Consider the following 25,501-nt stretch of genomic DNA (forward strand, 5'->3'; position numbering starts at 1 on the left):
GTGTGATGGCATCGGTCCGCACGTGCCTCGCTGCGCAGGCTGACCGTTACGCCGCCCGAAGGTTGCTGCGTCCCCGGGCTGCTCGATCCGTCGGATCGGTTGCCTTTGCCTGCCGGGCGAGCCCGGCCGGTGAAAAGAGAACGGCGGCGCTGAACATGAAATGCGAGCATGGCGGACGCGCGAATACGGCGTAGGAAAGCCGATCATCGGGTTCCTGAGCGCGAGTCCGGGTGGCCGAACGGCCTGCGGACCAGCAGGTCAAGGGGTGGGCGGCGAAGTGAATGGGCAGCCACCGGGGACCTGAGCGACCCCTTCACCGTACGCCTCTTTGGCCCTCGGGTGCAGAGCCACGTGGGTCGGCCTTCGAACATCGAGGGTCTCGTGCACACCTGCCGCAGCGGGTTCGGTCGAGTGGGGTCTTTCGGCCCTTATCCAAAGCTGTTGAGAGCGAGACAGTGGAAGGAAACTACATACGGAGGTTCCAAATGTCCGCATCAGCAGAGCGCCTGACGAGCCGCGAGACGACCACCGTCCTCGAGAGTGCAGCCACGGCATCGCTGCACGCTCCATCGGTGTTCAACACCCAGCCGTGGAACTGGCGCATCGCTGGTGAAATTTTGGAACTGTCCGCCGACCCCACCCGTCAACTCGACGCCACTGACCCAGACGGTCGGCTGCTGCTGATCAGTTGCGGCACGGCTCTGCATCACGCCCGGACTGCTTTGGCCGCTGCCGGTTTCGCCGTCACCGTGGAGCGTCTCCCCGATCCGGCCCGGCCGGGCCTGCTGGCCCGCATCCACCTGGGTGCTCCGATCCCGCCAGACCCGGAGGCTCAGCGGATGGCCGCGGCGATCCCCCGCCGGCGGACCGACCGGCGTGCCTTCGGTGACCGGCCGGTGTCCGAGGAGATGCTGACCCGGCTCCGCCGTTTCGTCGAGGCCGAGGGCGCCTACCTGCACCTGGTACCGCAGGATCAGGTGCCGATGCTGGCCGCCTCCACCGAGCATGCCGCCGACGCGGAGCTTGACGATCCCGCCTATCGCGCAGAGCTCGACCGCTGGACGAACCGGGCGGAGTGGCGTGGCGACGGCGTTCCGCCCTCTACCGCGGTGCAGCCCACCCTGCGCCGGGTCGGGGTCCGAGACTTCGTCCCCGAGGGCGCGACCGCCGGATTGACGGCCGGGGAGGGCGTCGACAAGGGCGCGGCGTACGTCGTGGTGTTCGGCATGGGCGACCAGCCCGCCGACCTGCTACGCGGCGGCGAAGCGGTGTCAGCGCTGCTGTTGCTGGCCACGGCGGAAGGGCTGGCCAGCGCGCCGCTCAGCGAAGCCGTCGAAGTGACCTGGCCCCGGCACCTGCTGCGCGGTCTGCTGTCGGACATCGGGGAGCCCTACCTCGTCGTGCGGCTCGGCTACCGGGTGTCAAAGACGCCGCTGCCGGCGGTTCCGCGTCGCGCCGCCGGCGATGCCGTCACGATCGAGAATCCGGAGTTGCGGGTCTAGGAGCTGGCGATGAGTCAGCTGGTCAGCGGGCCTGAAGGCGTGATCGACGGCTGGCTGGCAATGTTTGCTCTACGGGCGAATCGGCGTGGCGTCGCTGCCGTGAGCGTAGCGCTGCTTTGCGGATCTCATCCGCGAGCAGCAACAGAATTCCGCAGGCCACCAGGATCGCCCAGTCCGCCCCGGACAGCGGTGCGGTGTGGAACAACCGCTGCAACACCGGCACGTAGCTGATCGCACAGATCGCCACCAGGCTGAGACCCTGAGCAGCGAGCATTCGCCCGCTGGAGCGCAGACCGAGGGTGACGATGCTGAGCCGGTCGCTGCGCAGGGTCAGCCCGACGAAGATCTGGCTGATCACGATGCCGGCCTGGGCCATGGTCAGGGCTTCCCGGTAGACCGGATTGGCCGCAGTGAAGGAGCTGAAAGGCAGCCCGGCGCTGTGGATGTGCCAGAAGAAGACGGCGGTGACCCCGGCGGCCTGGATACTGCCCAGGAACAGGATCCGGCGGACGACCGCGGCGGAGAACAGTGACTCGCGGGGACTGCGTGGCGGTTTGTCCATTGTGCCCGGCTCGGGCTGGAGGGTGCCCAGCGCGAGAGCGGGCAGCACGTCCGAGCCGAGGTCGATCGCGAGGACCTGCACGGCCGACAGCGGGACGAGCGGGAACCCGGCGAAGGTGGCCACCAGGATCGGCACGAGCTCGCCGACGTTGGACGTGAAGACGTAGATGAGGAACGTACGGATGTTCTGGTAGACCGACCGTCCGCGCTCGACCGCGGCGGCGATGGAGGCGAACGAGTCGTCGAGCAGCACCATGACGGCGGCTTCGCGGGCCACGTCCGTGCCGGAGGCCCCCATGGCCACGCCGATGTCGGCACGGCGCAGGGCGGGCGCGTCGTTGGCGCCGTCGCCGGTGACGGCGACGATCTCGCCCAGGTCCTTGAACGCGGACACGACGCGCATCTTGTGTTCGGGCTTGACCCGTGCGAACAGGACCGGTGACGGGTCGGCCAGCAGCGTACGCAGCTGTTGTTCGTCGAGATGGTCGAGATCTGCACCCGTCAGGGCGCGGGGCGACGCCCCGGTGATGAGACCGACCTTGCGGGCGATGGCTTCCGCGGTCAGCGCGGAGTCGCCGGTCACCATGACGATCCTGATGCCGGCGCGTTCACAGGTCGCGATCGCCGCGGACACCTCGGGGCGGGGCGGGTCGAGCATGCCGATCAGGCCCAGAAGGATCAGGTCCTGCTCGGCGTCGGCCTGGCCGGCGTCCGCCGAAACCGGCCGGTAGGCGACACCCAGCACGCGCAGCGCGTCGCGGGACATGTCGTCGTTGACCGCTGCGACCCTGGCACGCATCGCATCGCTGATCGCGACGACACCCTCGTCGCCTTGCACGATGCGGGTGCAGCGGGCGAGCAACTCCTGCGGGGCCCCTTTCACGTACGCGATGGTCGTCTCGCCGGTGCGGTGCACGGTCGTCATCAGCTTGCGGTCCGCGTCGAACGGGAACTCCTCGATGCGGGGCGCTGCGCGTTGTTCCGCGGTGAGGTCCACGCCGGCCTTGGCGGCCGCGACGAGCAACGCGCCTTCGGTGGTGTCCCCCAGCACTCGCCAGCCACCCGCGGAGTCCGGCGGCAGGAGCCTGGCATCACAGCACAGGACGGCGGCTTGCAGCGTGCCGCGCAACGGCTCAGGGTCATCGACGTCACCGACCGGCTCGTAGCCTGCCCCGGACACCGCGTGGGTCCGGTCGGGGACCCAGACTGCCTGCACCGTCATCTCGGCCTTCGTCAGGGTGCCGGTCTTGTCGGTACAGATCACCGTGGTGGACCCCAGAGTCTCCACCGCGACCAGCTTCTTGATCAGCGCCTTGCGGTGCGCCATCCGCCGGACCCCGACGGCCAGGGCAACGGACATCGTCGCCGGAAGGCCTTCGGGGACCAGCGCGACCATGACGCCCAGGGCGAAGACGAACGAGGTCACCAGCGGACCGCCCAGCGGCAACCGGATCGCGAAGACCAGGGCGCCGAGGCAGAACGCTCCGGCGGCCACCCGGCGCGCCATGCCGGCGACCTGCCGCTGCAGCGGGCTGTGCTCGGTGCGGGTCTGGGCGGTGAGCTGGTAGATGCGGCCGAACTCGGTGTCCTTGGCGGTCGCGACGACGACCGCGCGGGCAGTACCAGCGGATACCGTCGTGCCCATCCACACCAGATTGCCGGCGTCCAGGGGTGGGCCGTCGGCCGCCACCGCGTCCGGGGTACGCCGGGCGGGCTCGCTCTCGCCGGTCAGCGCGGAGTTGTCGACCGTCAGGCCATGGGCCTCGATGACGCGGGCGTCGGCCGGCACCGCGTCACCGGCCTCGAGCACCAGGATGTCGCCGACGACCAGGCTGACCGCCGGCACATCGACCCGTTCGCCGTCACGCACGACCACGGTCCGATGCGGCACCATGGCCCGCAACGCCTCAGCCGTACGCTCGGCGGCGAACTCCTGCCCGAAGCCGATCACCGCGTTGAGCAGCACCACCGCCAGGATCGCCACCGCCAACTGCAGGTTCCCGGTGTCACGGGGCCGGCCCAGCTCGTAGGCAACGAGCGTGATCACGGCCGCGACCAGCAGCATCACCGCGAACAGGTCGGTGAATTGGGCCGCGAACCGGCGAAGCATCGACGGGCCGTGGGCTACCGGAAGTTCGTTGGGCCCATCCCGTGTCAATCGCAGCGCCGCGTCGTCGGCCGACAGGCCCCGCGAGGTCACCCCCAACCGGTCGAGGGCCCCCGCCACGTCCGGCGATGCGAACCCGGGCCGGCTCTGCGGTACGGCCGTCTGCGTGCCGGACCTCGCCATGGCTCCCCCTTCGACCGCTCCGAGCGGCTCTGGGACGAATGCACCGACGGGAGCGACGACGACCTGGTCGGGGCGTGGCGATCCGCGGCGCTGTCTACATGATCGCGGCGCGAGGTCCGGGCACCGGTGGCACACAATGGCCGCGTTCAACGTACGCCCTCACGCCCGTCATCTGGCGACCCGTGCCTTGGCGGCGTCGCCGGCTTGTGCTCGACGCCGTCTGCCGGCGGGCAGAACTGCGCGTAGGGTTGTGGTGTCGCCCTGGTCCCCGGTGGCTGCCCGCCACCGCCACCGCCGCCTACGCCCAGGTCATGACAATCCGGCAGAAATCGAGCTGCTCGTACGCCCTGGCGTGCGGATGTCATCTCCCACGTCGCGTTTCGCGCTGCGCGCCTGGGCATCACAAGGTTCATCGCCGCTGTCGGGTTGGCCAGTCAGGTCCTTCGACCCTTCTGGCTATCCAGATCCCGATACGCCCTTGTTCGGAGGCGTTCTATCGACGGCCGGCGTCGTGGACCCCGGATGTGCCACCACACCGATCAGGAGATGGACATGACAGTTCACGCTGCCGACAGCACCCACCGCATCGTCGTGGGAGTCGACGGATCGCAGGGATCGAAGACCGCACTGAAGTGGGCAATGAACCAGGCCGGCCTGACCGGCGCCTCCGTTGAGGCCATCACCACCTGGCAGGACCCGGCCCAATACGGAACCGCCTACGGGTGGACGACCACCGCGTTCGAAGGCGACACCTACGCCACCGCCATGGTCAAGGTCCTCGACGACACCATCGCCGAGGTCGCTGCCCAGATGCCGCACCCGGTCACGGTGCTCGCGCAGGTGATCGAAGGCCACCCGGTCGAAGCTCTGTTGCACGCGGCCGCAGGTGCCGAGCTACTCGTGGTCGGCAGCCGCGGACACGGCACCTTCGCGGGCATCATGCTCGGCTCGGTCAGCCAGCACTGCGTACAGCACGCACCCTGCCCGGTCGTCGTCGTCCCGTAAGCCGATCAGGCCACGTCGCCGGACGACCGGTCCAGGTCGAAACCCAACTACTTTTGAGAGGTCGACGATGAGCACCGTAGCTGGAGCCGCAGTAGTCGTAGGCGCGGACGGATCGACATGCAGCCTTTCCGCGATCCGAGCAGCCGCATCCGAAGCCGTCGAGCGTGGGCGGCCGCTGCGTATCGTGCACGCCTTCATCTGGCCGGCGCTCGGCGTTGCTGTTGGCCCCGCCGTCAACGGACCGTCCGACATGGGGATGCGAACCACCGCCGAACACATCCTGACTGAGGCCGTCATCGAGGCGGAGAAGGCCGCACCCGGCGTTCACGCCACCGCCGCCCTGGTTGACGGGGCGCCGGCCCCGGTGTTGCTCGGCGAGTCCCGCAACGCCGTACTGCTGGTGATCGGCGACCGAGGACTGGGCGGATTCGGCAGCCTGATGCTGGGCTCGGTCGCCCTGCACACCACCGCCCACGCTGCCTGCCCCGTCCTGGTGGTCCGCGGCCAGGAACGTGCCACCGGACCCGTCGTCGTCGGTATCGACGGTTCACCGGGATCCGAACTAGCGGTCAGCTTCGCTGTCGAGGAAGCGGCACGGCGGAAGACCGGCCTGACCGCGGTGCACGCGTGGGATTCCTTCGACGCCCGCGGCCAGAAGGACGCACTTCCGCTGGTGTACGAGCCGGGCGCGCTCGAGGGTGAGGAGCACCGCCTGCTGAGCGAGGCGCTGGCCGGCTGGGGGCAGCAGTATCCCGAGGTGGCCATCCTGCAGGAACTCGTTCGCGGGCGTCCGGCAGCGATCCTGATCGAACGATCGCAGAACGCTCAGCTTCTGGTGATCGGGTCCCGGGGGCGTGGCGGTTTCACCGGGCTGATGCTCGGTTCGGTCACCCAGACTGTGCTGCACCACGCCGGCTGCCCCGTGGCCGTCGTGCGAGCCTCGTAGTCCGAAGTCCGACCTGAGGTTGTTCGAGCGGGCGGGCTGCGCTTCGCGTCATATGTGCCCACTACGGTGGTGATCATGCTTAGCGGTCTGTCGGCCCTGCGCCGATGAGCTGGCAGACCTGCATCACCGGATGGCCGGCACTCTGCTCTGCGTCGTCCTGGGCGCAGTGATCCGGGTTCTCGTTATCCCCGGACCCGAGGTCTTGGCCACCTATGAGGTCGCGCTCGTGCTGCTTGTCGATTCCTCCGGAGCCGTACTGATGCAGCATCGCGATGATCAGACCTCGGTCTCCCCGAATCAGTGGAGTCTGCCCGGTGGCCACGTCGAGCCCGGAGAGACGTCCAGGTACGCGCGGCGCATCGGGAACTGACTGAGGAGACCGGCCTGAAAGTGGCCGGACTGCAGGCGATGTGGAGCGGCCCGCGGCCCTACGAGGCCGGCTTCCCGCACACGGTGACCGTGCACGTCTTCCATGGCACGACCGACGCTCAGCAGCAAGACGTTGTGGTCGGCGAAGGCCGAGCCATGGTGTTCGTGCCTAGAGACGAGGTTCCTCGGCTGCTGGTCGGCTGCTCGTATCGTTGGGCGTCGGGTTGGTGATCGAGATCAGCACGACAGTGTCTCCGAGCGTCTGGTTCCGCTTGAGTCGACCCATCAGGCGGCTGATCCGGCGGACGAGCGGAATCGTCCGCCCGTATTTGGCGCGTATCTTTACTTGGACGTCAGTGAAGAGCGGGCCAGCCGAGACGATCTCAGCAAGGCCGTGGTAGACGGGCGCTCCTCGCTTGGTATGCCCGCGCGGTGAGCAGGCTTGAATAGTGACGTGAGGGTTGCGGCGCATTCGCTTGAACTTGCCGGTTCCGGCGGCAGTCCACATGCCGACCCGACCGTTGTCTGCCGGTACCGTCCATACTGGCGTGGCCACCCCTTCTCCGCTGGAGCGAAAGGTGGTCAACAGCATGTGGCGTTCCCTCGTGATTGCGGGCGTCATGGGGGAATCCCTGCTCTCTGGATCGACTGTCGCGGTGAATGGGGACCATATGATTCGTGGTCATGGATGGTGCCGTTTCGGCCGGGCGGCCACCCGTCATGCGGGAGTCAGGTGCAGATAGAACTCGGCGACTCCGTGGTCGGCGAGTGATCCGAGGGAGCCGTAACCACGTGGCGGCTGGATGCCCCAGTCGGCCAGCACGATGGGGACGGAACCGGTGGCCTCGACGGTGGCCGTGCTGCCGCGGCTGGTGAAGGTGACCCGAACCGCCCGGGTAACACCGTGCAGGGTCAGCCGGCCGGGTGCTTGAGCGGCACCGGCGGCGAGGTCGACCGGTGCGGTCAGCGTGAAGGTCGCCGTCGGGAAGTCGGCGGTATTCAGGCTGTCGGCGAACTGCTTCGACGGTTCGCCGTTGACCGTGATGGCGTCGAGCTGAAGGATGCATTCCGCTGCGGTGATGCGGTCCCCGGTAACGGTGGCGGTGCCGGAGATCTGGTTGGTGCGGCCCGCGACGTCGCCCTCGCGTCCGAGCGTGGTCTCGCTGAGGCGGAAGCCTGCCACCGACCCCGGGCCGACGGCCCACGTGCCGTCACGGGGCTTTCCCGTCGTGATGGTGGTAGCCGATGGCAGGCCCAATGCGGGCGGGGCGGCCTGCGGTGTTCCACCGATCAGGATCACCGTCAGGACCAGCAGAGTCACCGCGGCCGCAACAGCCCAGAGGGTTCGGCGCCGCCGGCTTCGTCGCTTCACTCTTTTCTCTTGGACGAGCGTCATGTCTGATCACATTCCTTCGGTGAGACGTCCCCGAGGACTCGGAAGACGGAAAAGCGGTCGGCGACCGCGCCGAGTTCGATACCTCTGCAGCAGGCACCAACAGTCCGAGCCGGAAAATCAGGCTTCAGAACCGTGCCCGACAGCGGGCAGCCGGGCCACCCGCGTACATCCGACGGCCTCGTCCGCCCAGATCGGCGATCACGTCACCGCTTAAACCTTACACCGATGTCAAGGAAAGTGGGACGCTAAGATTGGCAACCATGTCAGAGTTACGCCAAGAGCGGCGTCGGCCGCGCTCGGACGGGATCCGCAGCCGTGAGGCGATCCTGGCTGCCGCCATGGCACTGCTCTGCCGGCGTGCCGACGTGACGGTCGATGAGATCGCTTCCGCCGCCGGGGTCAGTCGTCAAACGGCGTACGTGCACTACCCATCGCGGGAGACGCTGCTGCGCGCGGTGAACGACCGGCTCGGCACCGAGGCCGCCGCCGTGCTGGATCCGGTAGAGGCGATGACCGGCCCCGTCACGGAGATACTCGCCCGCTGGCTGGAAGGAATCTGGGAACTGGTCGGGCGATACCCGCTCCTGCTCAGTCCCGCACTAGCGTCCCTGCCCGCGTGCGAGCAGAAACCTCTGACCAGCCGATGTTTCGAACTGCTGGAGCGAGGACGCCACGCGGGTGAGATCGACTCCCGGACGCCGACGTCCTGGATGGTTCTGGTGATCATGTCGCTGGGCTATGCCGCCGCGCAACAGGTCGCTTCACGGGAGCTGACCGCCGACGAAGCCGGGCACCTGTTCCGCGACAGCGCGCTGCGCGTCTGCCTGCCCGGCCGATAAGCCATGATCACGACTCCCGGATATCGCTGATCGATGCGGTGGTCCGGCGGGTCGCCACCGGCGGGTACCTCGACGAGGCGCCTGCCAATCGCCCGGACCGTAGTGTCAACGGTACGTCCGCCGTCCCACCGCGGACGGCATCGAGACCGCGCCTCGACCTCCCTCGTCGAGTATGGAGGCCCTCTTCTAGATACGTATCAGTTCAGTGGCACACGGACAGGCTTCGTTGGCAAAGGACACTCTGCTACCCGACTGCGCGTGACGTGGGTGGCCGGGCCGGGCGTTTCGCCGGGTGCACGAGGCGGTCGAGTCTGATCGCGGCGTAGCCGAGACTGGAGCAGGCCGCGACGATCAGCAGGTCGCCGATGGCCAGCGACTGGGTGCCCAGCAGGTCCTGCAGCACCGGCAGATAGATTCCGGCGAGTTGCAGGGTCAGGGCGACTCCGACCGCCGCGAGCAGCATCGGGTTGGCCCACGTACCCGGACGTGCCCGCGAGCCGAGCGCGACGGTGAGCTGGGTAGCACCAAGAGCGAGGAACGTCAGGGTCTGCCAGGGCCGGTCGGTCGCATGCGCCCATATCCCGACGCCGACGGTGACCGCAGCGATGACCGCACCGACGCGCATGATGCGCTGCCACAGGCCCGCGCCGAGCACCGTCTCGGACGGTGGGCGGGGTGGGCGCCGCATGATGTCCGGGTCGACAGGCTCGCTGCCCAGAGCCAGGCCGGGCAGGCCGTGGGTGATCAGGTTGATCCAGAGCAACTGCGCCGGAAGCAAGGCTAAAGGCAGGCCGACGAAGGGTCCGGTGAGCATCACCACGATCTCGGCGGTGCCACCGGACAGGGCGTAGAGCAGGAATCGGCGGATGTTGGCGTATACGCGGCGGCCCTCCTCGGCCGCGGCGACAACGGTGGCCAGTTCGTCGTCGGCCAGCACCAGGTCGGCGGCCTGGCGGGCGACCTCGGTGCCGCGTTTACCCATCGCGACGCCGATGTCGGCGCGGTGCAGGGCAGGACCGTCGTTGACGCCGTCACCGGTCATCGCGACAACCTGCCCGCTCGCGCGCAGCGCGTCGATGATGGCGACCTTTTGTTCCGGGGTGGCCCTGGCGAACACGCGGGTGCCCTGTGCGGCGCGGGTGCCAGGATCGGTGGTGCGGCAGTCGACGACGTCGTCACCGGAAGCGATGATGCCGAGCTCGGCCGCGATCGCACCGGCCGTGGCCGGATGGTCGCCGGTGATCAGCACCGGGGTGATTCCCGCCTGCCGGCACGCGGCGATCGTGCCGGCTGCGGAGTCCCGGGGCGGGTCGAGGATCGCGACGAGGCCGAGCAGACGCAGGCCGTGTTCTGCGTCGCCGGCGTCGGTGCCGGCCGGGCGGTCGGTCTGGGCGACAGCCAGTACCCGGTAGCCGTCGCCGGCGAGTTCACCGGCCCGCGCGGTGGCGCAGGTGATCAGCTCGGGCGGGTCGTTGAGGACAGCGGCCTGCAGCACGGCCTCGGGTGCGCCCTTGCAGATCGTCCGGGTCCGGTCGTCGGGCAGCTGGTGGGTGGTCGACATGCGTTTGCGGATGCTGTCGAACGGCATTTCACTCACCCTCGGCAGTTCCGCGCGCACCGCCCGCCGGTCGATGCCGAGCTTGGCGGCTGCCGAGATGAGGGCGACCTCGGTCGGATCGCCGACCGGGAGCCAGTCGGGGTGGGTGGCGTCCGGAGCCTGCAGGGATCCGTCGTTGCACAGCGCTGACGCGCGCAACAGTTCCACCAGATCGAGCGCCTCGCCACCCACGACCTGGTCGTGGCGGTGCAACTTGCCCTGCGGTGCGTAGCCGGTGCCGTCGACGAACGCATCGCCCTGAGGCGTCCAGAGCCGGCGTACGACCATGGTGCCTTCGGTAAGGGTTCCCGTCTTGTCGGTGGCCAGGATGGTCACCGAGCCGAGGGTTTCCACGGCGGGCAGGCGCCGGATGACGGCGTGCCGGGCGGTCATCCGGCGGGCGCCCAAGGCGAGGCTCAGAGTGACGACGGCCGGCAGTGATTCCGGCACCGCCGCGACCACGAGGGTGATCGCGGTGATGATCATCAGCTCGAGAGGCTGATCGCGCCACAGTCCGAGAGCGAGCACGACAGCACACAACCCGACGGCGAACAGAGCTAGCATCCGGCCCACCCCGGCGAGGCGGCGCTGCAGCGGTGTCATGCCCGGCGCTGCCACCAGCATCGCCGCGATCCGGCCCATCGCACTGGCCGTACCGGTGGCGGTCACTGTCGCACGGCCTCGGCCACGCACCACCACGGTTCCGGACGAGACCACGTCGCCCGCGCCCGACGACCCGGCGGCCTTGTCGACGGGGGCGGATTCCCCGCTGAGCGCGGACTCGTCGATCAGCAACGCGACTGCCTCCTGCACGTGTGCGTCCGCGGGGACGACGTCGCCCTCGGCCAGCACGAGCAGGTCCCCGACGACCAGGTCCGCAGCGGGGACCTCGTGTTGTACGCCGTCACGCACGACCCGGGCGTCCGGTGCGGTCAGCGCGGACAGTGCGGTGATCGCGCGTTCGGCTTTGACCTCCTGCACCACGCCGACGATCGTGTTCACGACGATGACGAACAGGATGACCGACGCATCGGTGAAGTCGGCGGTGGCCAGGGTGAAACCGGCGGCGGCCAGCAGAACCAGGACGAGGGGATCCCGTAGTTGGGACAGGACGCGGCGCCATAGCGGCGTCGGCCGGCGCGCCGGGAGAACGTTGCCACCATCGCGGTCCAGCCGCATCGCGGCCTCCTGCGATGACAGCCCGGCCGGGTTTGTCGTCACGTCCGGTGGTGCGGGATCGGACTGCGGGTGGGTGAGTTGCAGTTCGGGGGTGCCCATGCCGGCTCCGGTCTCTGCGCGGGAAGGACTTCGCTGGTGGCGCTGAGATACCGGTCGCGGGTCAATCGGTCGTCCGCTCGACCGTCTGGTCGGTGGGAAGGCGTGGGGTGTGCGGGGCTCCGGCTCCGGCCGGGTCGAGGACGCCGAAGCGCAGCACGAGAAACGGGTGGCCGGCATCGCCGAGCAGCTGCCGCACGGTCTCGCGGGTGTCGGGGACCTCGATGGTCACGCTCAACGGCAGGACCGACACGTCAAGCTCGGTGGCCGTGAGCCAGGCCGCGGAAAGCGCCTCGCCGGCCCGTAGCCAGTTCAGTGGGCGATCTTCGGGACCGTAGAGGATGGCGAAGATGGCGGTGCGGTCATGGGCCTCGGCGATCACCATGTCGCTGCGGTGCCCGAAGTCGCGGCTGATCACGGTTGTCGGCGTGGTGCCCTGCGGGATGGCCGTGTCCGGAAGCCCGGTTTTGCGTGGCCGGGCACCGCCGGCCCACTGCTGGAGCTCCGCCTGCCAGCCGGCCTGGCCGGACTCGGTGCGTACGGCGAAATCCGTTGCCGCTGCCAGCTCGAAGGCCTGATGAGGTCTCAGCAGATGCAGCGAGGCGCCTTGCGACTCTGCTGCCGCCGCGATGGAACGCAGTTTGTCGGCATCGATGTGATCGCCCTGGATGGGCCGCCGATCGGTGTACCGCAGCCCGATGGTCCGCAGATGGGCAACCGATTCGGGTTCGATCGGGATCCGCCCGTCGACACGCACCGTGGCGAGGTGCCCGGCGTGCCCTGCGGTGGCCGACCGGGTCACCGTGGCCTGCCAGCCGCCGGCGGCCAGGCTGATGAGGGCGTGGTGCAGTGCCGCACCACAGCTCACGACAGCCAGCCGGCTGTCGGGGTCGGTGACCGCGAGCAGGCGAGCAGGGTCGACCGAGAGGTCGAGGGTGTCATCGTGCGATCGCCAGTGCCACGGCTGGGTGTTGAGAACCGACGGCGCATGACCCGCCGCCGAGACAGCATCGTCCATAGCCCGAGTCCTGGCCCGAGCCTCACCAGGCCGGGCCGAAGCGTTGCTGATCATGAAAGGTCCGTCTCCCGCCATACAGCCTCGAACAATCACGCGGCCAGGCCTGAGTGTGTGGATCTCGTCCACGAGGGGCGCCCACCAGGCGGCGAAGCGTCAGCCACCGGGGTCTAGAGCAACTACGCTGAAGACTACGCCTGTTCGCGAGGTCGACGTCCGGCAACCTGAATCGCATACCGGCCGAGCACGGCTATGGCGCGAGGTTCGTCATGCTGTGATCTCCTCGAGGTCCAAGGATGCGAAATGCCTGTTCGTCACGGGTCGCCGGAACAAGGGCAGGTAGACGTACGTGGTCATCCCGGCCAGCAGCACCGCCACCAGGGTCGAGCTGACTACGGTGGCCACGGAGGCGTCGGGGTCGTGCCGGGCAGCCATGGTGATCGCCATGGCGGCGACCGACGCGCCGATCAACGTGTACGCCCCCAGCACCGCGTAGACCGGTTTACGGGCCCACGGGCGGTGCCGCAACGCACCGACTCCGACGACAATGGCCGCCGGCACGACGATCCCCAGGTCCATGAATTTGACCAGCCAGAACGCTGTCGGGCTGGTCAAGTACTGCACGAAGGAAGGGTGATCGCGCATCGCGTCCAGGTAGTTCGGTAGATGAAGACCGAAGACGACGAACGCCGCGATAACCAGCAGAAGAGCGCCAGCCGTACGATCGACGGCCGCGGACGTTGCCGGCAGCTGCTGCGCGGGAACGCTGTTCCACGCGCGCAGGGCGATCGCGGCAGCGAGGACGAACACAGCGAGCAGAAGGGGGAAGAACCGCTCCACGTTGCCCGGCAGCCGCAGGTACTCGTTGCCGAGGATCAGCTGGGTGTAGGTGTAGACGACGAAAATGGACGGCGCCAGGGCCAGCACCGCAGCGGCCGGGTGACCGCGGACCGCCAGAACCCGATCGCGACAGTCACCGGCACGACCACGACCAGCGCGGCGGCGTCACTCCCGACGATCTGATTCAAGCTCGTCGCGGAGATGCGGTAGCGCAGAACGCCCAGCAAGAGCGGGCCGAGCACCGCCACGGCACCGACCCCCGCACCCAGGGCGATCAGTCCCGCGGCGAGTAGACGGCTACCTGTTCTCATCGCGTACCTCCAGCCGGTGTTGTTGCTGCGAGTCTGCGCCCGGCCGGCCGTAACGGGTCAGGGCCAGATGGCCCCTCATGGATCCCTGGTCTCGTGAAGTGGGGCCGGTCGGCCCTGGTAGCGCGTCCGCGGCCGCTCTACGTTTCGTGGGAGACACGAGATTTCCTGTCTCCGAGACGCAGGATGAAGACAGGAAAACGATGTCGATCGTCCATCAGTTCTACCGGTGGATGTACCCGCACGGTCGGGCGAACCGCCTGGCTCGGGTGCTGAACCGCGTGTCCGCCGTCCAGTTCACCCACGGCATTTTCGCGCCTTCCGGTTGGGTGACGCTGGAGGTTGCCGGGCGCCGCACGGGCCGGCCGGTCAGCTGCCCACTCGTCGTCGCCGACTACCGGGATGAGCGCTATCTGGTGTCGATGTTCGGCGTCGACGCGAACTGGGTGGCCAACGTCCGAGCGGCCGGCGGTCATGCCGTCCTTCACCACCGGTCCCGCGAGAACGTGTTCCTGTCCGAAGTTACCGATGGGACCCGCCCCGGCATTCTGCGCGCCTACCTCAACGCCGCGCCTGGAGCCAGGCCGCACATACCTGTCGACCGGCAGGCACCGCTGCCGGCCTTCGAGCGAATCGCGGCACGCTACCCGGTCTTCCGGGTGACCACCGACCGGACGCTGCCGTGACCATCCGGCCGGCCCTCGGCCACTCGACCCTGGATCGGCGTGAGGAGCCATGATCTAGGGGGCACGACAACGGTCCCGGTCGTGGGGGAAGGCGGAGACGATGGCGTTGCATTCCGGTAAGTGGCCACCTGAGCAGCCTGGACCGCGGGGCGGCAACCCCTTCGTGACAGTTGCCAACCCAGCCGTCGCGCAGCAGGTCGCACCCCCGCTGCACGCGCTCGCCGAGGCCCCGGTCCCGGCCGACACCGCCTGGCAGCTCGTGCACGACGAACTGATGCTCGACGGCCGGTCCCGGTTGAACCTCGCCACGTTCGTCACTACCTGGATGGAACCTCAGGCCGGCCTTCTGATGGCCGAATGCGTCGACAAGAACATGATCGACAAGGACGAGTACCCGCAGACCGCCGAATTCGAGCGCCGCTGTGTCAACATCCTGGCCGACCTGTGGCAGGCCCCCGACCCGGCCGACGTGATCGGTTGCTCCACGACCGGCTCCAGCGAGGCGGCGATGCTTGCCGGGATGGCGCTGAAACGCCGGTGGGCGGCCCGGCAACCGGCGGGATCGACGGCCCGGCCGAATCTGGTCATGGGGATCAACGTGCAGGTCTGCTGGGAGAAGTTCTGCAACTACTGGGAGGTCGAACCCCGGGTGGTGCCGGTCGACGGCGACCGGCTGCAGCTGGGCGCCGACGAGGCAGCCGCGCTCTGCGACGAGAACACCATCGGCGTCGTCGCCGTCCTCGGCTCCACCTACGACGGCAGCTACGAGCCCGTCGCGGAGATCGCCGCCGCCCTGGACAAGCTGCAGCAGCGCACCGGCTGGGATGTCCCCGTGCACGTCGACGGCGCCTCCGGGGCGATGATCGCCCCGTTCCTCGACCCCGGCCTCGTCTGGGACTTCCAGCTGGATCGGGTCGCGTCGATCAACACCTCCGGCCACAAGTACGGCCTCGTCTACCCCGGTGTCGGCTGGGTTCTGTGGCGTTCACGTGCCAACCTGCCGGAAGAACTGATCTTCAACGTGAGCTATCTCGGCGGTGAGATGCCGACCTTCGCCTTGAACTTCTCCCGCCCCGGCGCCGAGGTCGTCGCCCAGTACTACACGTTCTTCCGGCTCGGCCGGGCCGGCTTCCGCGCCGTCCAGCAGGCCTCCCGGGACATCGCCGTGCACCTGGCGAGCGAGATCGAGGCGATGGGCGCCTTCCGGCTCATCAGCCGCGGCGACCACGTGCCCGCGTTCGCCTTCACCACCAGCGCGGACGTCACCGCGTTCGACGTTTTCGACGTCTCCCGGCGCCTACGGGAACGCGGCTGGCTGGTGCCGGCCTACACCTTTCCCGCCAACCGTACGGACCTGAGCGTCCTGCGTATCGTGGTCCGCAACGGATTCACCCGGGACCTGGCCGACCTACTGCTGGCCGACCTACGCCGTCTCCTGCCCGAACTGCTGGCGCAGCCGGGGCCGCTGTCGGCGGTCTCCGGGGCGGCCGGCTTCCACCACTGACCCCGGCTGCTTCCCGGCCGGGCCGACGGTGAGCAGGTCCAACTCCTGCTGGAGCCGAGCCTGCAGGAACGGCAGGTCAGGGCACCGCAGCGGATCCCCGACGACCGTGAGAACGACCGTGCCCGCGTACGACAGAACGGCGAACCCGACCGTGACATTGCCGGTGATCGGCGACACCGGCAGGACGTCGATGATCGGCGCGGCGAGGAAGGAGAGGCGAACGTCGGGGCCGCGCAGGTTGGTGACCATGGTGGTCACCTGGCGCTGCCGGTCGACGAACCACCGGAAGGCGCCCACCCGGGCGAGCAGGCGGAACACCGGGCCGAGCAGCGCGGCTGAAGTGGCGGGATCCGCCGGCCGGCGGGCGCGGGTAGTGCGGGCGACCGCCGCGAGACGCTGGACCGGATCTCCGGTCACGGCCACCGGGACCGGCATCACGCCGACCTGGTTGCCGAGGTGGCCGGCATCGTCGTCGCGGCGTACGGCGACAGCTACGGAGACAACGAACCGGTCGACGGTCTCCCCCCGATGCCGCAGCACCGTATGCAGGTCACCGCGGTGAGCACGACGTCGTTGACTGTTGCGCCGTGCGAGTGCGCTACCCGCTGGACGGCGCCCAGGTCGGCTCGGGCGCTGCCGCAGCCGCGGCACTGCCCGGATGCGTTGCCCGATCGCGCGGCGTACCGCATTGAGGGCCGACGCCGAGGCCGCACCCAGGACGAGGACGGCCGCGGCCTGCATCGGCGAGCCGGGAAGGTCGGAGGCCAGTTGCATCAGGTCGGTCGGACTCGTCCGACCGATCACCGGCCGCGGCTGCGCGCAGGTTCCGCCGCTCGTTGTGCGTACCTCCAGAAGGTGCCTTTCCGAACCCCGTTCGGAGGCTCTTTGTCACGGCCGGCGTTGGTCAGCTCATCGGGTTGTGGCCTGGCTCAGTTCGGCGGCGACGTGCTTCGCCCAGGTGGTGATCTCGGCCCAGGACCAGTGCGTCGTACGACCTCGTGTCACCGACGTCGGCGGCGGGGAGCACCTCGACAACGGTGTCGTCGGGCAGGTCGGCCCGGAGAGCCTCGGCGATGTGCGTCGCGAACTGCGTAGTGGATCCGTGTCTGCTTGCTGCGCTGACGAGAATCTTCACGGTCGTCGCTCAACTCTGTTTGAGTGGGTGTGTTGCTCGGCGCGGTCGCGGATGCCGCGCAGCATGCGCTGGCTCATGACGAAGCTGACGACCGTCACCGGCTCCACAATCAGGCGTGTCCACCATCGCGTGAAGGCGTAACGCTCCCGGACGACCAGGCGGGTCGTGGCCTCCGAGACGGGTGACAGGTCGAAGGTCCAGGTGAAGTCGTACGGCGCGGTGGCCGCTCCCGGCCAGACCCCGCCCTGCAGGACCAGCGTTCGGGGTGGTTTGACGACCGCAACAGTCAAGGCGACCTCGGGTGCGAGCCGCACGGTGTCGCCGACGTCGAGGCGCTGCCAGTCAGGGTTGATCTGCAGCGCGCTGTGAATGTCGCAGCCGATGAGGTTTTCCAGGCTGTCGTAGCTGTAGAAGCCGCCTCGTCCCTGACCGAGTTGGACGATCCAGGGCCACACGTCGTCGATACCGGCGTGGATCGTGATCGCCCGGTCAGCCGTCAGGTCCGGGTCCGGAACCAGTTCGTCGCCCGGCCGGGGTTCGGTGATCTCAGCTGCGGTCGCGCCCCACCGCAACTGCTGCCTCCTCAAGACCGCAGTTGCGACGACGATGGTCATCGACGTGATGAGAGCGACGGCGCGCGATGTCCTGCTCATCGTATGGTCGTGGATTTGCCGGCGTCCGGTATGACGATCACCGGGCACGGCGCGTGCTGGGTGCAGTGCTGACTGACCGACCCGAGCAGCATGCCGGCGAAAGCACCGTGGCCGCGGCTACCGACGACCAGGAGTTCCGCACCGGCCGCGGCCTCGAGCAGGACCTGGGCGGCCGGACCGTGAGCGACCTTGATGCGTACGTCGACGGGTTGTGCCGCCGTCCCGACGACCTCCGCGACCGTTTCGGCGAGGATCTTCTCGGTGATGGCGGCGATGCCGTCGCCGGGAGACGGGAACGGAAGCGCGCCGTAGGAGTATTCGTAGGTCGCCGGCTGCTGCCAGGCGGCTACTGCCTCGACGGCTGCGCCGGTCAGCCGGGCCTGGGTCAACGCCCAGCCCAATGCGGCCCGGGAGCCTTGCGAGCTGTCGACGCCGACGACGATGTACCGGTTCTCGAGATCTGTCTGGGCGGTCATGTCTACCTCTCGATGGTGTCGGTGCGGGCGGCCATTCCGCCCGCAGTGAGCCCGGTGGCCGCAAGCGGCATCGTGCCGCCAGTCGCCAAGGCCACCAACGGCTCGGCGACCGGCCCGTGCGGCTCGGCAACTGTGCTGGTCTGCGGACGATCCGCGTCGCCGGGCTGATGGGACAGCACATCGACGGGACTGGTCGGGACGGGACTGGGCTCGTCGTCGCCCTGGTCGAGCCGGAACGGCGGGTACTGGTCGGTCAGCAGCATCAGGTAGGCGATCGCCCGAAGGCTCCACCGGGCGATACCGAGCAGCAGGTCGTACAGGCCGCGGGGATAGCGGCCGGTGAACAGCAGGCTGATCCCGGCGATGAGCAAACCGAGGCTGACGGCACCGAGCGGCACCGAAGAACCGGCGCCATCCTGGAACTGCCAGGTGGCGGGGCCGGTCAGCGCGGCAACGAGTAGCAGGTGCGGGACGGCGAACAGCCACGCCACCAGCGGCAGCCACCGGGGCAGCCGGGAAGGCGGATCGACCTGCAGCCGGGCCGGGAAGTCGGCGACGTCGGCCAAGGTGAACGGCGGGTACCGGTCCGTGCCGAGCGCCTGATAGCCGTAGTAGTTCACGCGCCAGCTCCACCGCAGCACACCCAGATTGAACGCGAAGATCGCCCGCGGGTAGCGGCCAGTGAACAACACCGCGACATAGGCGACCAAGGTCACCACAACCACAGCGATCCACAATCCGAACAAGATCACGTAGTGCGGCACCAGCAGAAGCCACTTCACCAGCCACAACCAGCGGCTGAGGCGAGGATCGCGGTAGGCGTGCACCTGAACGGGATAACGATTCATGACATCTCCGGAATCTGTTACCCCGAGTAGGCACCGCACTACCGGACGCCGATAGTGCCGAACGGCCCCTCTCGTGCCAAATCTCGTTCTCCCCGGAGATCGACCGGATCGTGCATGCCGACCGATCGAGCCAGTTCGATCTTCCTGGGGGTCACCAGAATCCGGCCGTGAGACACCCCTAGAAATGAAGCCGGCGGCACCGGCGCGACACGCGAGTCGGTGATGCATCCCGCTAACACCGGCTGCCCTGCAGGGTGTCCCAGGAGACGCAAGCCTTGTCGTACCGGGCCACGGGCTCCTCGCCGCCATCACGGTCAATAATAGGGTGATCGACGCGAACGGCAGCTACCTGACCTTGGACATGGCCGTCTGGAAGGCGCCCTGAGTCACCGGGAAAGGGCGAGCCCGGGGCACCTCACACCTGGGCTACTGGCTGCCGTGGGACGCGACCCGACCGAACAAGACCGTCCTCGTCGTGCTGGACGTTGGCGCGAAGGTGCGTCCCGCGTTCACGGAGGTCATCGATCAGCCGCACGGGTTACCGGATTCAGGTCGGCGGACAGGGTCTTGAAGTATCGCTGTGCCGACCATGCCGTGCGATCACCGATGACATAGAGGCGGCGTTTGGCGCGGCTGACGGCGACGTTGAGGAGGTTGGGTCGGCTCGCGGCCCATCGGCGGGCACCGGGCCGGGCCGGGTTGCCGCCCAGGACCAGGATGACCAAGTCAGCTTGCTTGCCCTGAGCGGTGTGGATGGTGCCTGCGGTCAGGCCCGGATACCGCCGGGCACGAGCGCCGATCTGGCGGGCGATGTCACGGAACGGCCCGATGACCATCACTTCGGACATGTCGAAGTCGAGGCCGGCGAGCACGCGGAGGATACCGTCCAGCTTGCGGCCCTCGTCCGGGATCCAGTGGCCCTGCGCGGTGGAGCCGACGACGTCGATCCACTTGGATTCGGGCAGTGTCGGATACCTGGCGTTGAACCGCTCGCGAGCCGCGTCACCGGTGCGATTGATCATGATCCCGTCGTACGCGATGGTGTTGACGATGTCGAACATGGGCTGGTCGCATCGCCGGTGCACGATGAGTGGCACGCCGACCCAGATCCGCTCGTCGTCGCCGGGAAGGTAGGTTCCCCGGGTGGTGAGCCGGTCGGCCAGGTGTTGCACGGAGGTGCGGCTGGTCAGCCACTGCTCATCGACCCCGAGCTCGCCGCGGATGGCTTGTTCGGCCCGGAACGGCAGCATGGTGACGGACTCCAGCTGCAAAGGGTCGCCGACCACCACGGCGCGCCGGGTGCGCCACAGCGCCCCGGCGGCGTTCTGCGGGGTTGCCTGTCCGGCCTCGTCGATCAGCAACCAGCCCAGTGCTTCCCGACCCAGGTGACCGAACAGCCGGTCGTAGGAAGCGAAGGTGGTGGAGACGACGGGTACGACGAAGAACAGGCTCTGCCAGGCAGCGAGCGCGGCGTTCTCAGGGATGTCGCGCGGGGCATCGCCGCCGACGATGTCCATGGCGGCCTGCAGGTTACGGCGCAGTTCGATGGCGGCGTGCTGAACGAACACCTTATGCAGGACGAGAGCGGCAAGAAATAACTCGCTGCGGGCGATGTTCCACTCCGGATCCGTCCAAAGCGCGGCGGGCTCCCGGCGTTCGGGATCGGTCCACCAGGAGTCATCCGGGAAGTACTTACCCAGGGCAGCCGAGAACCTGGCAAGCCGTTTGTCCGCGGTGCGGAGGCGGCTCTCGGCGGATCGCCAGTCCGACTCGGCGGCGACCAGGTCCTGGGCTGCCGCAGTGACTTCCTGGTCGACGCGGGCCAAGTCCCGGCGGGCGACCACAAGTGGTTCGTGGATGACCTCTGGAGTCGGCACCCCCTCGGCCAGCAGGCGCGTCTCGGCGGCCAGCTCACGCTCGGCATCCGCGGCAGCCTGCCGGGACACGTCCACCTCCTGCTGGACCGCGTTCAGTCCGGCCTGCGCCACGCCCATCTCGTGCCGGGCGGCGGTGACCTGAGTGCCCAGCCACGTGTCCTGGCGTAGCCATTGCCGATTCGCCGCGCCGAGGGTCCGCAGAAACGCCCACCACCCCGGCCTGGATTGCTGGTGCGCGGCGTGGGCCTGCCATCGTCGGCTCAGCTCGGACTCCCAGGCTTGCAGGGACCGCCCGGCGTTGGCCAATCTGCCGCTGATGATTCGCTCGGCTTCGGTGCTGCGTTCGTCGGCGATCTGCTCGGCGTCGTGCCTGCGGCGCCATGCGATCCGCTCAGCTTCAAGTTTGCGATCATGCGCGATCTGCTCAGCCTCCGCGCATCGTTCGCGCTCGACGCGGACCGCGAGGTCACGTTGCCCGCGAGCGGTCTCCACCCTGGCCGCGGCGACCGGCACCCCCTTGGCCAGGCGGCCGACTTCCCGCTGCAACACGGCCCGTTCCTCGACCGCACGGTAGGCATCGGACCGCTCGCGGCGGATGGCTTCCACTCGGGCGTCGGCGGCGCGGAAATCGCTCACGGCCAGGGACCACGGTCGCTCCGGCGTGCTCTGTTCATAGCCCTTGAGCAAGGACAGAAGCCCGGACCACGCTTGATCGTCGGGCTCGTCAGAGGTGTGGTACCAGAACGCGTTGACGAACCGGCCGCGGTTGGTCTTGTTACCCAACCGGGCTGCCACCAGCGCCCAAGCTTCGGGTGGCGTCGGCGCAGCGCCCGCTCCGGGTGTCTCGCCGTCCGGCTCGGATGCCAGCAACGCGCCGGCGACCGCGGGAAAGTAGTCCACCTTGGCGGCCTGCTCGCGCCAGCACTCGGCGATCGCGGCCGCGGCCGGAATCTCGTCGGTGACATTCTGCACCGCGCCGTTGTTCGACGAAGCGACCACGACCTCGAAGCCGACGAGGTCCGGGCGCCAGGTGCTGACGACACGGTTGTACTGGCCGGTCTTCCAGCGCAGCTGCCGACCCGTGAACGCCTTCCGCGGCTCGGACAGCAGGGCCAGCTGTTTGGCCCGTTGCACCACGAGCGCGGCGACGAGGTCACGCAACATCGTGGTCTTGCCCGTCCCGGGCGGCCCGTTCACACCCATGATTCCCGCGTCGGCGAGACCCAGAGCACTGTTCACCGCCAGTTGCTGACTCAGCGCCAGTGCATGTTCCGGGTCGGTGGGCCACCGGCCGGCCGGCACGGTGTCCGGGGCGGTCTCCGCCAATACCCGATCGAGTCGATCACGCACGTCGATGCGCCCGCCGGCCGGGATCTCAGCCTCGGGACGTAGATAGTCGCGCAGCGCCGTGCCGAGGTTCCCTTTCGCGGCCTGCTCCGCGACCAGGGCGAGGTCGCGCACGATGAAGCTGTTGAGAAACTCGTGGCCGGTCACGTTGTCGGCGGAGCGACGGGCCACCTTCTGGCTGCTGATGCGTATTTCCACGCACGACAGGGCGGCGCCGGCACCTGCCGCCGCGACTGCCACGGCAAGACAAGCCAGCAGAGCGTCACCGTCGAGTACGCGTGGAGTCCGATCCTCGCCGTCGTCCCGCGGACCCTCTGCGGCGCTGGTGACCACCTCGCGCCACACCGCACTGAACGCCGCCGAAGCATCGCGGAACCGAGACACCCAGTCCGCCCCGGGCCCCTCGGTCAGTACCTGACCGGTGGCCCAGGCGCAGCTGGAAAGTACCTCGGCGCCCGGGACTGCACACCCGTTCTCTCCGACGACGAACGCGGCGAAGGCGCTCTCCCCGCCTGGGCGTTCGTCGTAGCTTTCCGGGTCCGGCTTCAGCACCGTTGAAATCGCATCAAATACTTCGTCGAGGGGGTAGATCCCAAGGTAGACGACGTGCCGCCAAGCCTGGTTCGGCCGCAGAGTGTGCCGGGCCAGTTCGTGACCGGGCTCCCACGGCAGTGGCCGGCCGGGACGGACGGCGAATACTCGACGCTCCTGATCGACCTTCTCCACCCGTTGCGGGCTGAACATCTCCACGGCTTGCCAGAACTCGAGCACCTGCGACCGTCTCGCGTCCGCCTGCCGCGCCAACTCTGACTCCGATCAATCAGGCGTCGTTCGAAGGCTACCGATCGTAGCGTGGCGGCCAGCTACGAGCTTCGATTTACGTCATGTCCTGGTGTCACGTCCTACCACCGGCCTGCGCCGGTGGGGAGGGCGGCGGCCTCGACCAGGAGGTGGCGGAAGGCCGGGTCGAAGCCGTCGGCGTTCGAGTGGCTCTTGAGGAGAGGGGCAAGGGTGCCGTAGACCGGGATGCGCAGAGCGTGGGCGAGCAGGCGGAGGGTACGGCGGCCGGCGTCGCTGACGGCGGTCTCGCAACCGAGGAGCCGGACCGCGGCGATGGTGGGCGGCAGCGTCAGGGTGCGGAAGAAGCGGGCGACGACCGGGTTGAGCATGTCGATCGGGGTGGCGCCGAGGCGCAGCAGGTGGTGGTGGCGGGTCGAGTGGCCGATCAGATCGAGGGTGATCAGGCCGGCGGCACGGTGCCGGGCGAGCACCCGGCGCAGGTCGGCCAGGCCCGCGGCGTGGTGCAGCCGCACGCATCTGGGGTGCAGGCCGGCGTAGAAGGCCTTGGCACAGTCGGGCGAGGCGACGTTGAGCGGCGGGTGGTCAGTCACTGGCACAGTCGGGGGCCTTTCGAACGCCGGGTGACTCGACCGTGATCAGGCAATCGTCACCGGGCGGCACGAGTCGAGGGACAGGACCTCTCTCCGCCCCCGCGACGTGCACGGGGACGGAGAGAGCCAGGAAGGCCGCGACCGGCGCTGCGGCGAGCAGCAGGACGACGGCGGGACGGGTGCGGCGCACGGGTCAGTCGCCCTTGTGGGGCGGTACTTTGACCTCGGTCGCGACCAGAATCGCCGTCGTCACCAGAACAGCGGTGCCGTGCAGGAGCGACGACAGTCGGCGGCGCGGGGCCGGAACTGGCTTGGGCATGGGTATCTCCTTATTCAGCCCTGGTAGGCGTCATGTCAGGTCGCCGAGGCGACCGCTGATCAGGAAGAGGGCGCCGCTCTTCGGCGCGTCCCCCACGCCGATCGCGGTCAGGCTGTCCGGTCCGGCGTCGCACTGGTCGGCCGAGGCGAGGTCGATCCACATCGTCACCGGCGTGGTGTGCGGGTGCAGGGCGCGGCCGGGCGGGTAGACCTCGACCTTGGCGAGCGACCCGCGTTCATCAACGATGTCGGCGTGGTGGCCGGTGTAGCGGTTGCCGGCGCGCGGGTCGGGCTGGTCCGGCCAGTAGACGGTGGTCGTGCACTCGTAGTCGTGGGCGTTGACGCCGGCCGGTGGGCAGGTCGGACGCAGCCGCTCCGGGAGCCGGGCCAGGAAGGAACGTTCGAGATAGACGGCGCCGGCCAGGCTGAGCTCGGGCCACCGGGGGCCGAGGGTGGAGCCGGCGACGACGCCGTTCGGGCCGGTGAAGCAGTCGTCGACCTGCACGTCCGCCCAGGAAATCTCCTTGGCCGCGGCGGCCGCCGGGCTCGCGGCCAGGTCGACCTCGATGAGCCGGTCGGGATCGAAGTCGTGGTCGGTCGGCTCCTCGGCCCAGAAGGCACAGCGGGTGTCGCTGTGGATCCGGCCGAGGAAGCCGGCGGTGCCGAGGAAAACGCAGCGCATGCGCTACCCGCCCTTCGGCACGGTGACCTGGGTGATCAGGTCAAGCAGGAGAGTGAGCATCGTGAGCTCCAGGTCAGAAGACGGCGATGGTGGTCTGGGTGATGTGGTAGGGACCCGGGTTGTCGGAGATCGCCGCGTACACCCACATGTCCCAGGTCATCGTGTTGCTGCCCTGCGGCGGGATCGCCCAGATGTTGGCCCGTGAGGTGGTGTTGACCTCCTCGGCCTCCACGAACCCCGGCCCGACCATCATCAGCGTGTAGGAGGGGCAGAAGATGCTCTGCGTCCAGCTCACCGTCAGATTCGCGCCGAACGGCACGCTGGTGACGACCACGCCGTTGGACTTGACAGTGATCTTGCCGCTGGACAGGTGGATGAACTGGCACTGGTCGTCGGCGTAGGCGGGCGCGGCCGCCACCCCGAGCGTGCCGGCGGTCAGTGCCAGCGTGGCCAGCAGCGTCCCGATGATCCTGAGCCTCTTCATCAACTCGTTCCCCGTTTCGGTTGTCGTCCGGCCATGACGGACTGCCGACTGTGGACAGTCCCCCGGCTGTCGCCTTTCGGCTATCGACGCCGGTCGGCCGCTGAAAGGATCGACCGGGATCATGGCCGGGCCGGTCAGTGCGCCCAGCAGACCTGTC

At 68.8% G+C, this 25,501-nt stretch carries 25 protein-coding genes; 8 read left to right on the forward strand and 17 right to left on the reverse strand.

Translation table 11 applies throughout. The annotated features are described in order from the left end of the window. Window positions 1–485: 485 nt before the first annotated feature. Entirely contained in the window at window positions 486–1,502 is a 1,017-nt protein-coding gene (locus tag Ate02nite_RS07740) for an Acg family FMN-binding oxidoreductase (protein WP_203801263.1), read from the forward strand. Window positions 1,503–1,524: 22 nt separating this feature from the next. Here the strand turns inward: Ate02nite_RS07740 and Ate02nite_RS07745 are convergent, their stop codons facing one another. Next, a complete protein-coding gene (locus Ate02nite_RS07745; RefSeq protein WP_203801265.1) occupies window positions 1,525–4,503 on the reverse strand; it encodes a cation-translocating P-type ATPase in 2,979 nt (992 codons plus the stop codon). 402 nt (window positions 4,504–4,905) lie between these two features. On the opposite strand from Ate02nite_RS07745, the gene Ate02nite_RS07750 reads away from it, so the two are divergent. From Ate02nite_RS07750 to Ate02nite_RS49390, 4 genes are all read left to right on the forward strand, one after another. Beyond that, window positions 4,906–5,358 carry a universal stress protein gene (locus Ate02nite_RS07750; RefSeq protein ID WP_239147205.1) on the forward strand — a complete coding sequence of 151 codons (453 nt, stop codon included), beginning with the start codon at window positions 4,906–4,908 and terminating at the stop codon, window positions 5,356–5,358. 67 nt (window positions 5,359–5,425) lie between these two features. Then, window positions 5,426–6,304: a universal stress protein gene (locus Ate02nite_RS07755; protein WP_203801268.1), complete on the forward strand. Its 879-nt coding sequence runs from the start codon at window positions 5,426–5,428 to the stop codon at window positions 6,302–6,304. Between the two features lie 130 nt (window positions 6,305–6,434). Beyond that, window positions 6,435–6,674 (forward strand): NUDIX domain-containing protein, encoded by a 240-nt coding sequence (locus Ate02nite_RS49385; protein WP_275422806.1) that lies wholly within the window; start codon window positions 6,435–6,437, stop codon window positions 6,672–6,674. A gap of 38 nt (window positions 6,675–6,712) precedes the next feature. Next, window positions 6,713–6,904, forward strand: a complete 192-nt coding sequence (locus Ate02nite_RS49390; protein WP_275422815.1) for an NUDIX hydrolase — start codon at window positions 6,713–6,715, stop codon at window positions 6,902–6,904. Here Ate02nite_RS49390 and Ate02nite_RS07765 read toward each other — a convergent pair. Together Ate02nite_RS07765 and Ate02nite_RS07770 are read right to left on the reverse strand one after the other, a co-directional pair. Beyond that, window positions 6,843–7,295: a PPOX class F420-dependent oxidoreductase gene (locus Ate02nite_RS07765; protein ID WP_203801270.1), complete on the reverse strand. Its 453-nt coding sequence runs from the start codon at window positions 7,293–7,295 to the stop codon at window positions 6,843–6,845. The genes Ate02nite_RS49390 and Ate02nite_RS07765 overlap by 62 nt on opposite strands. A 96-nt stretch (window positions 7,296–7,391) precedes the next feature. Then, the gene (locus Ate02nite_RS07770) at window positions 7,392–8,045 is read right to left on the reverse strand and encodes a YceI family protein (protein ID WP_203801271.1); all 654 of its coding nucleotides are present in this window, start codon (window positions 8,043–8,045) and stop codon (window positions 7,392–7,394) included. A 284-nt stretch (window positions 8,046–8,329) separates the two neighbouring features. Between Ate02nite_RS07770 and Ate02nite_RS07775 the strand changes: the two genes are divergently transcribed. Beyond that, window positions 8,330–8,908 carry a TetR/AcrR family transcriptional regulator gene (locus tag Ate02nite_RS07775; RefSeq protein WP_275422807.1) on the forward strand — a complete coding sequence of 193 codons (579 nt, stop codon included), beginning with the start codon at window positions 8,330–8,332 and terminating at the stop codon, window positions 8,906–8,908. Window positions 8,909–9,152: 244 nt separating this feature from the next. Here Ate02nite_RS07775 and Ate02nite_RS07780 read toward each other — a convergent pair whose 3' ends face one another. From Ate02nite_RS07780 to Ate02nite_RS07795, 4 genes are all read right to left on the reverse strand, one after another. Further along, window positions 9,153–11,783, reverse strand: a complete 2,631-nt coding sequence (locus Ate02nite_RS07780; RefSeq protein WP_203801275.1) for a cation-translocating P-type ATPase — start codon at window positions 11,781–11,783, stop codon at window positions 9,153–9,155. A gap of 61 nt (window positions 11,784–11,844) precedes the next feature. Continuing rightward, window positions 11,845–12,798, reverse strand: a complete 954-nt coding sequence (locus tag Ate02nite_RS07785; RefSeq protein ID WP_239147206.1) for an Acg family FMN-binding oxidoreductase — start codon at window positions 12,796–12,798, stop codon at window positions 11,845–11,847. A gap of 264 nt (window positions 12,799–13,062) precedes the next feature. Then, entirely contained in the window at window positions 13,063–13,722 is a 660-nt protein-coding gene (locus Ate02nite_RS07790) for a hypothetical protein (RefSeq protein ID WP_203801279.1), read from the reverse strand. Continuing rightward, a complete protein-coding gene (locus tag Ate02nite_RS07795) occupies window positions 13,671–13,946 on the reverse strand; it encodes a hypothetical protein (RefSeq protein WP_203801288.1) in 276 nt (91 codons plus the stop codon). Before Ate02nite_RS07795 ends, Ate02nite_RS07790 begins: the two co-directional genes overlap by 52 nt. A gap of 146 nt (window positions 13,947–14,092) precedes the next feature. Between Ate02nite_RS07795 and Ate02nite_RS07800 the strand changes: the two genes are divergently transcribed. Then, on the forward strand, window positions 14,093–14,629 hold the full coding sequence (locus Ate02nite_RS07800) for a nitroreductase/quinone reductase family protein (RefSeq protein WP_239147207.1): 537 nt from the start codon (window positions 14,093–14,095) through the stop codon (window positions 14,627–14,629). 163 nt (window positions 14,630–14,792) lie between these two features. Further along, complete coding sequence (gene gad, locus Ate02nite_RS07805; protein ID WP_239147208.1) at window positions 14,793–16,133, forward strand: glutamate decarboxylase; 1,341 nt, start codon at window positions 14,793–14,795, stop codon at window positions 16,131–16,133. Here the strand turns inward: gad and Ate02nite_RS07810 are convergent. The 10 genes from Ate02nite_RS07810 to Ate02nite_RS07850 form a co-directional block, all read right to left on the reverse strand. Beyond that, window positions 16,053–16,937, reverse strand: coding sequence for a WS/DGAT domain-containing protein (locus Ate02nite_RS07810; RefSeq protein ID WP_203801301.1), 885 nt, complete (start codon window positions 16,935–16,937; stop codon window positions 16,053–16,055). The two genes, gad and Ate02nite_RS07810, sit on opposite strands and share 81 nt — an antisense overlap. A gap of 100 nt (window positions 16,938–17,037) precedes the next feature. Continuing rightward, window positions 17,038–17,268, reverse strand: a complete 231-nt coding sequence (locus Ate02nite_RS07815) for a flavodoxin family protein (protein WP_203801303.1) — start codon at window positions 17,266–17,268, stop codon at window positions 17,038–17,040. After that, window positions 17,265–17,882 carry an SRPBCC family protein gene (locus Ate02nite_RS07820; protein ID WP_203801306.1) on the reverse strand — a complete coding sequence of 206 codons (618 nt, stop codon included), beginning with the start codon at window positions 17,880–17,882 and terminating at the stop codon, window positions 17,265–17,267. Before Ate02nite_RS07820 ends, Ate02nite_RS07815 begins: the two co-directional genes overlap by 4 nt. Window positions 17,883–17,917: 35 nt before the next feature. After that, window positions 17,918–18,397: a universal stress protein gene (locus Ate02nite_RS07825; RefSeq protein ID WP_203801309.1), complete on the reverse strand. Its 480-nt coding sequence runs from the start codon at window positions 18,395–18,397 to the stop codon at window positions 17,918–17,920. A 2-nt stretch (window positions 18,398–18,399) separates the two neighbouring features. Further along, window positions 18,400–19,245 (reverse strand): DUF4389 domain-containing protein, encoded by an 846-nt coding sequence (locus Ate02nite_RS07830; RefSeq protein ID WP_203801312.1) that lies wholly within the window; start codon window positions 19,243–19,245, stop codon window positions 18,400–18,402. 518 nt (window positions 19,246–19,763) lie between these two features. Beyond that, window positions 19,764–23,240: an AAA domain-containing protein gene (locus Ate02nite_RS07835; protein WP_203801338.1), complete on the reverse strand. Its 3,477-nt coding sequence runs from the start codon at window positions 23,238–23,240 to the stop codon at window positions 19,764–19,766. A 131-nt stretch (window positions 23,241–23,371) separates the two neighbouring features. After that, entirely contained in the window at window positions 23,372–23,860 is a 489-nt protein-coding gene (locus Ate02nite_RS07840; RefSeq protein WP_203801341.1) for a hypothetical protein, read from the reverse strand. Window positions 23,861–24,053: 193 nt separating this feature from the next. Next, the gene (locus tag Ate02nite_RS49395) at window positions 24,054–24,179 is read right to left on the reverse strand and encodes a hypothetical protein (RefSeq protein ID WP_275422808.1); all 126 of its coding nucleotides are present in this window, start codon (window positions 24,177–24,179) and stop codon (window positions 24,054–24,056) included. A 30-nt stretch (window positions 24,180–24,209) separates the two neighbouring features. Beyond that, window positions 24,210–24,860 (reverse strand): hypothetical protein, encoded by a 651-nt coding sequence (locus Ate02nite_RS07845; protein WP_203801344.1) that lies wholly within the window; start codon window positions 24,858–24,860, stop codon window positions 24,210–24,212. 73 nt (window positions 24,861–24,933) lie between these two features. Continuing rightward, on the reverse strand, window positions 24,934–25,344 hold the full coding sequence (locus tag Ate02nite_RS07850; protein WP_203801347.1) for a hypothetical protein: 411 nt from the start codon (window positions 25,342–25,344) through the stop codon (window positions 24,934–24,936). Between the last annotated feature and the right edge of the window lie 157 nt (window positions 25,345–25,501).

Origin of the sequence: Paractinoplanes tereljensis (genome assembly GCF_016862435.1) — a bacterium.
Classification (GTDB): Bacteria; Actinomycetota; Actinomycetes; order Mycobacteriales; family Micromonosporaceae; genus Actinoplanes; species Actinoplanes tereljensis.

What these genes read in the sequence shown, in the direction of transcription:
- Ate02nite_RS07740 (WP_203801263.1), top strand. Translation starts at nt 486, where the DNA reads ATGTCCGCATCAGCAGAGCGCCTGACGAGCCGCGAGACGACCACCGTC.
- Ate02nite_RS07750 (WP_239147205.1), top strand. Translation starts at nt 4,906, where the DNA reads ATGACAGTTCACGCTGCCGACAGCACCCACCGCATCGTCGTGGGAGTC.
- Ate02nite_RS07755 (WP_203801268.1), top strand. Translation starts at nt 5,426, where the DNA reads ATGAGCACCGTAGCTGGAGCCGCAGTAGTCGTAGGCGCGGACGGATCG.
- Ate02nite_RS49385 (WP_275422806.1), top strand. Translation starts at nt 6,435, where the DNA reads ATGGCCGGCACTCTGCTCTGCGTCGTCCTGGGCGCAGTGATCCGGGTT.
- Ate02nite_RS49390 (WP_275422815.1), top strand. Translation starts at nt 6,713, where the DNA reads ATGTGGAGCGGCCCGCGGCCCTACGAGGCCGGCTTCCCGCACACGGTG.
- Ate02nite_RS07765 (WP_203801270.1), bottom strand. Translation starts at nt 7,295, where the DNA reads ATGACGCCCGCAATCACGAGGGAACGCCACATGCTGTTGACCACCTTT.
- Ate02nite_RS07775 (WP_275422807.1), top strand. Translation starts at nt 8,330, where the DNA reads ATGTCAGAGTTACGCCAAGAGCGGCGTCGGCCGCGCTCGGACGGGATC.
- Ate02nite_RS07780 (WP_203801275.1), bottom strand. Translation starts at nt 11,783, where the DNA reads ATGGGCACCCCCGAACTGCAACTCACCCACCCGCAGTCCGATCCCGCA.
- Ate02nite_RS07785 (WP_239147206.1), bottom strand. Translation starts at nt 12,798, where the DNA reads ATGGACGATGCTGTCTCGGCGGCGGGTCATGCGCCGTCGGTTCTCAAC.
- Ate02nite_RS07795 (WP_203801288.1), bottom strand. Translation starts at nt 13,946, where the DNA reads ATGAGAACAGGTAGCCGTCTACTCGCCGCGGGACTGATCGCCCTGGGT.
- Ate02nite_RS07820 (WP_203801306.1), bottom strand. Translation starts at nt 17,882, where the DNA reads ATGACCATCGTCGTCGCAACTGCGGTCTTGAGGAGGCAGCAGTTGCGG.
- Ate02nite_RS07825 (WP_203801309.1), bottom strand. Translation starts at nt 18,397, where the DNA reads ATGACCGCCCAGACAGATCTCGAGAACCGGTACATCGTCGTCGGCGTC.
- Ate02nite_RS07830 (WP_203801312.1), bottom strand. Translation starts at nt 19,245, where the DNA reads ATGAATCGTTATCCCGTTCAGGTGCACGCCTACCGCGATCCTCGCCTC.
- Ate02nite_RS49395 (WP_275422808.1), bottom strand. Translation starts at nt 24,179, where the DNA reads ATGCCCAAGCCAGTTCCGGCCCCGCGCCGCCGACTGTCGTCGCTCCTG.
- Ate02nite_RS07845 (WP_203801344.1), bottom strand. Translation starts at nt 24,860, where the DNA reads ATGCGCTGCGTTTTCCTCGGCACCGCCGGCTTCCTCGGCCGGATCCAC.
- Ate02nite_RS07850 (WP_203801347.1), bottom strand. Translation starts at nt 25,344, where the DNA reads ATGAAGAGGCTCAGGATCATCGGGACGCTGCTGGCCACGCTGGCACTG.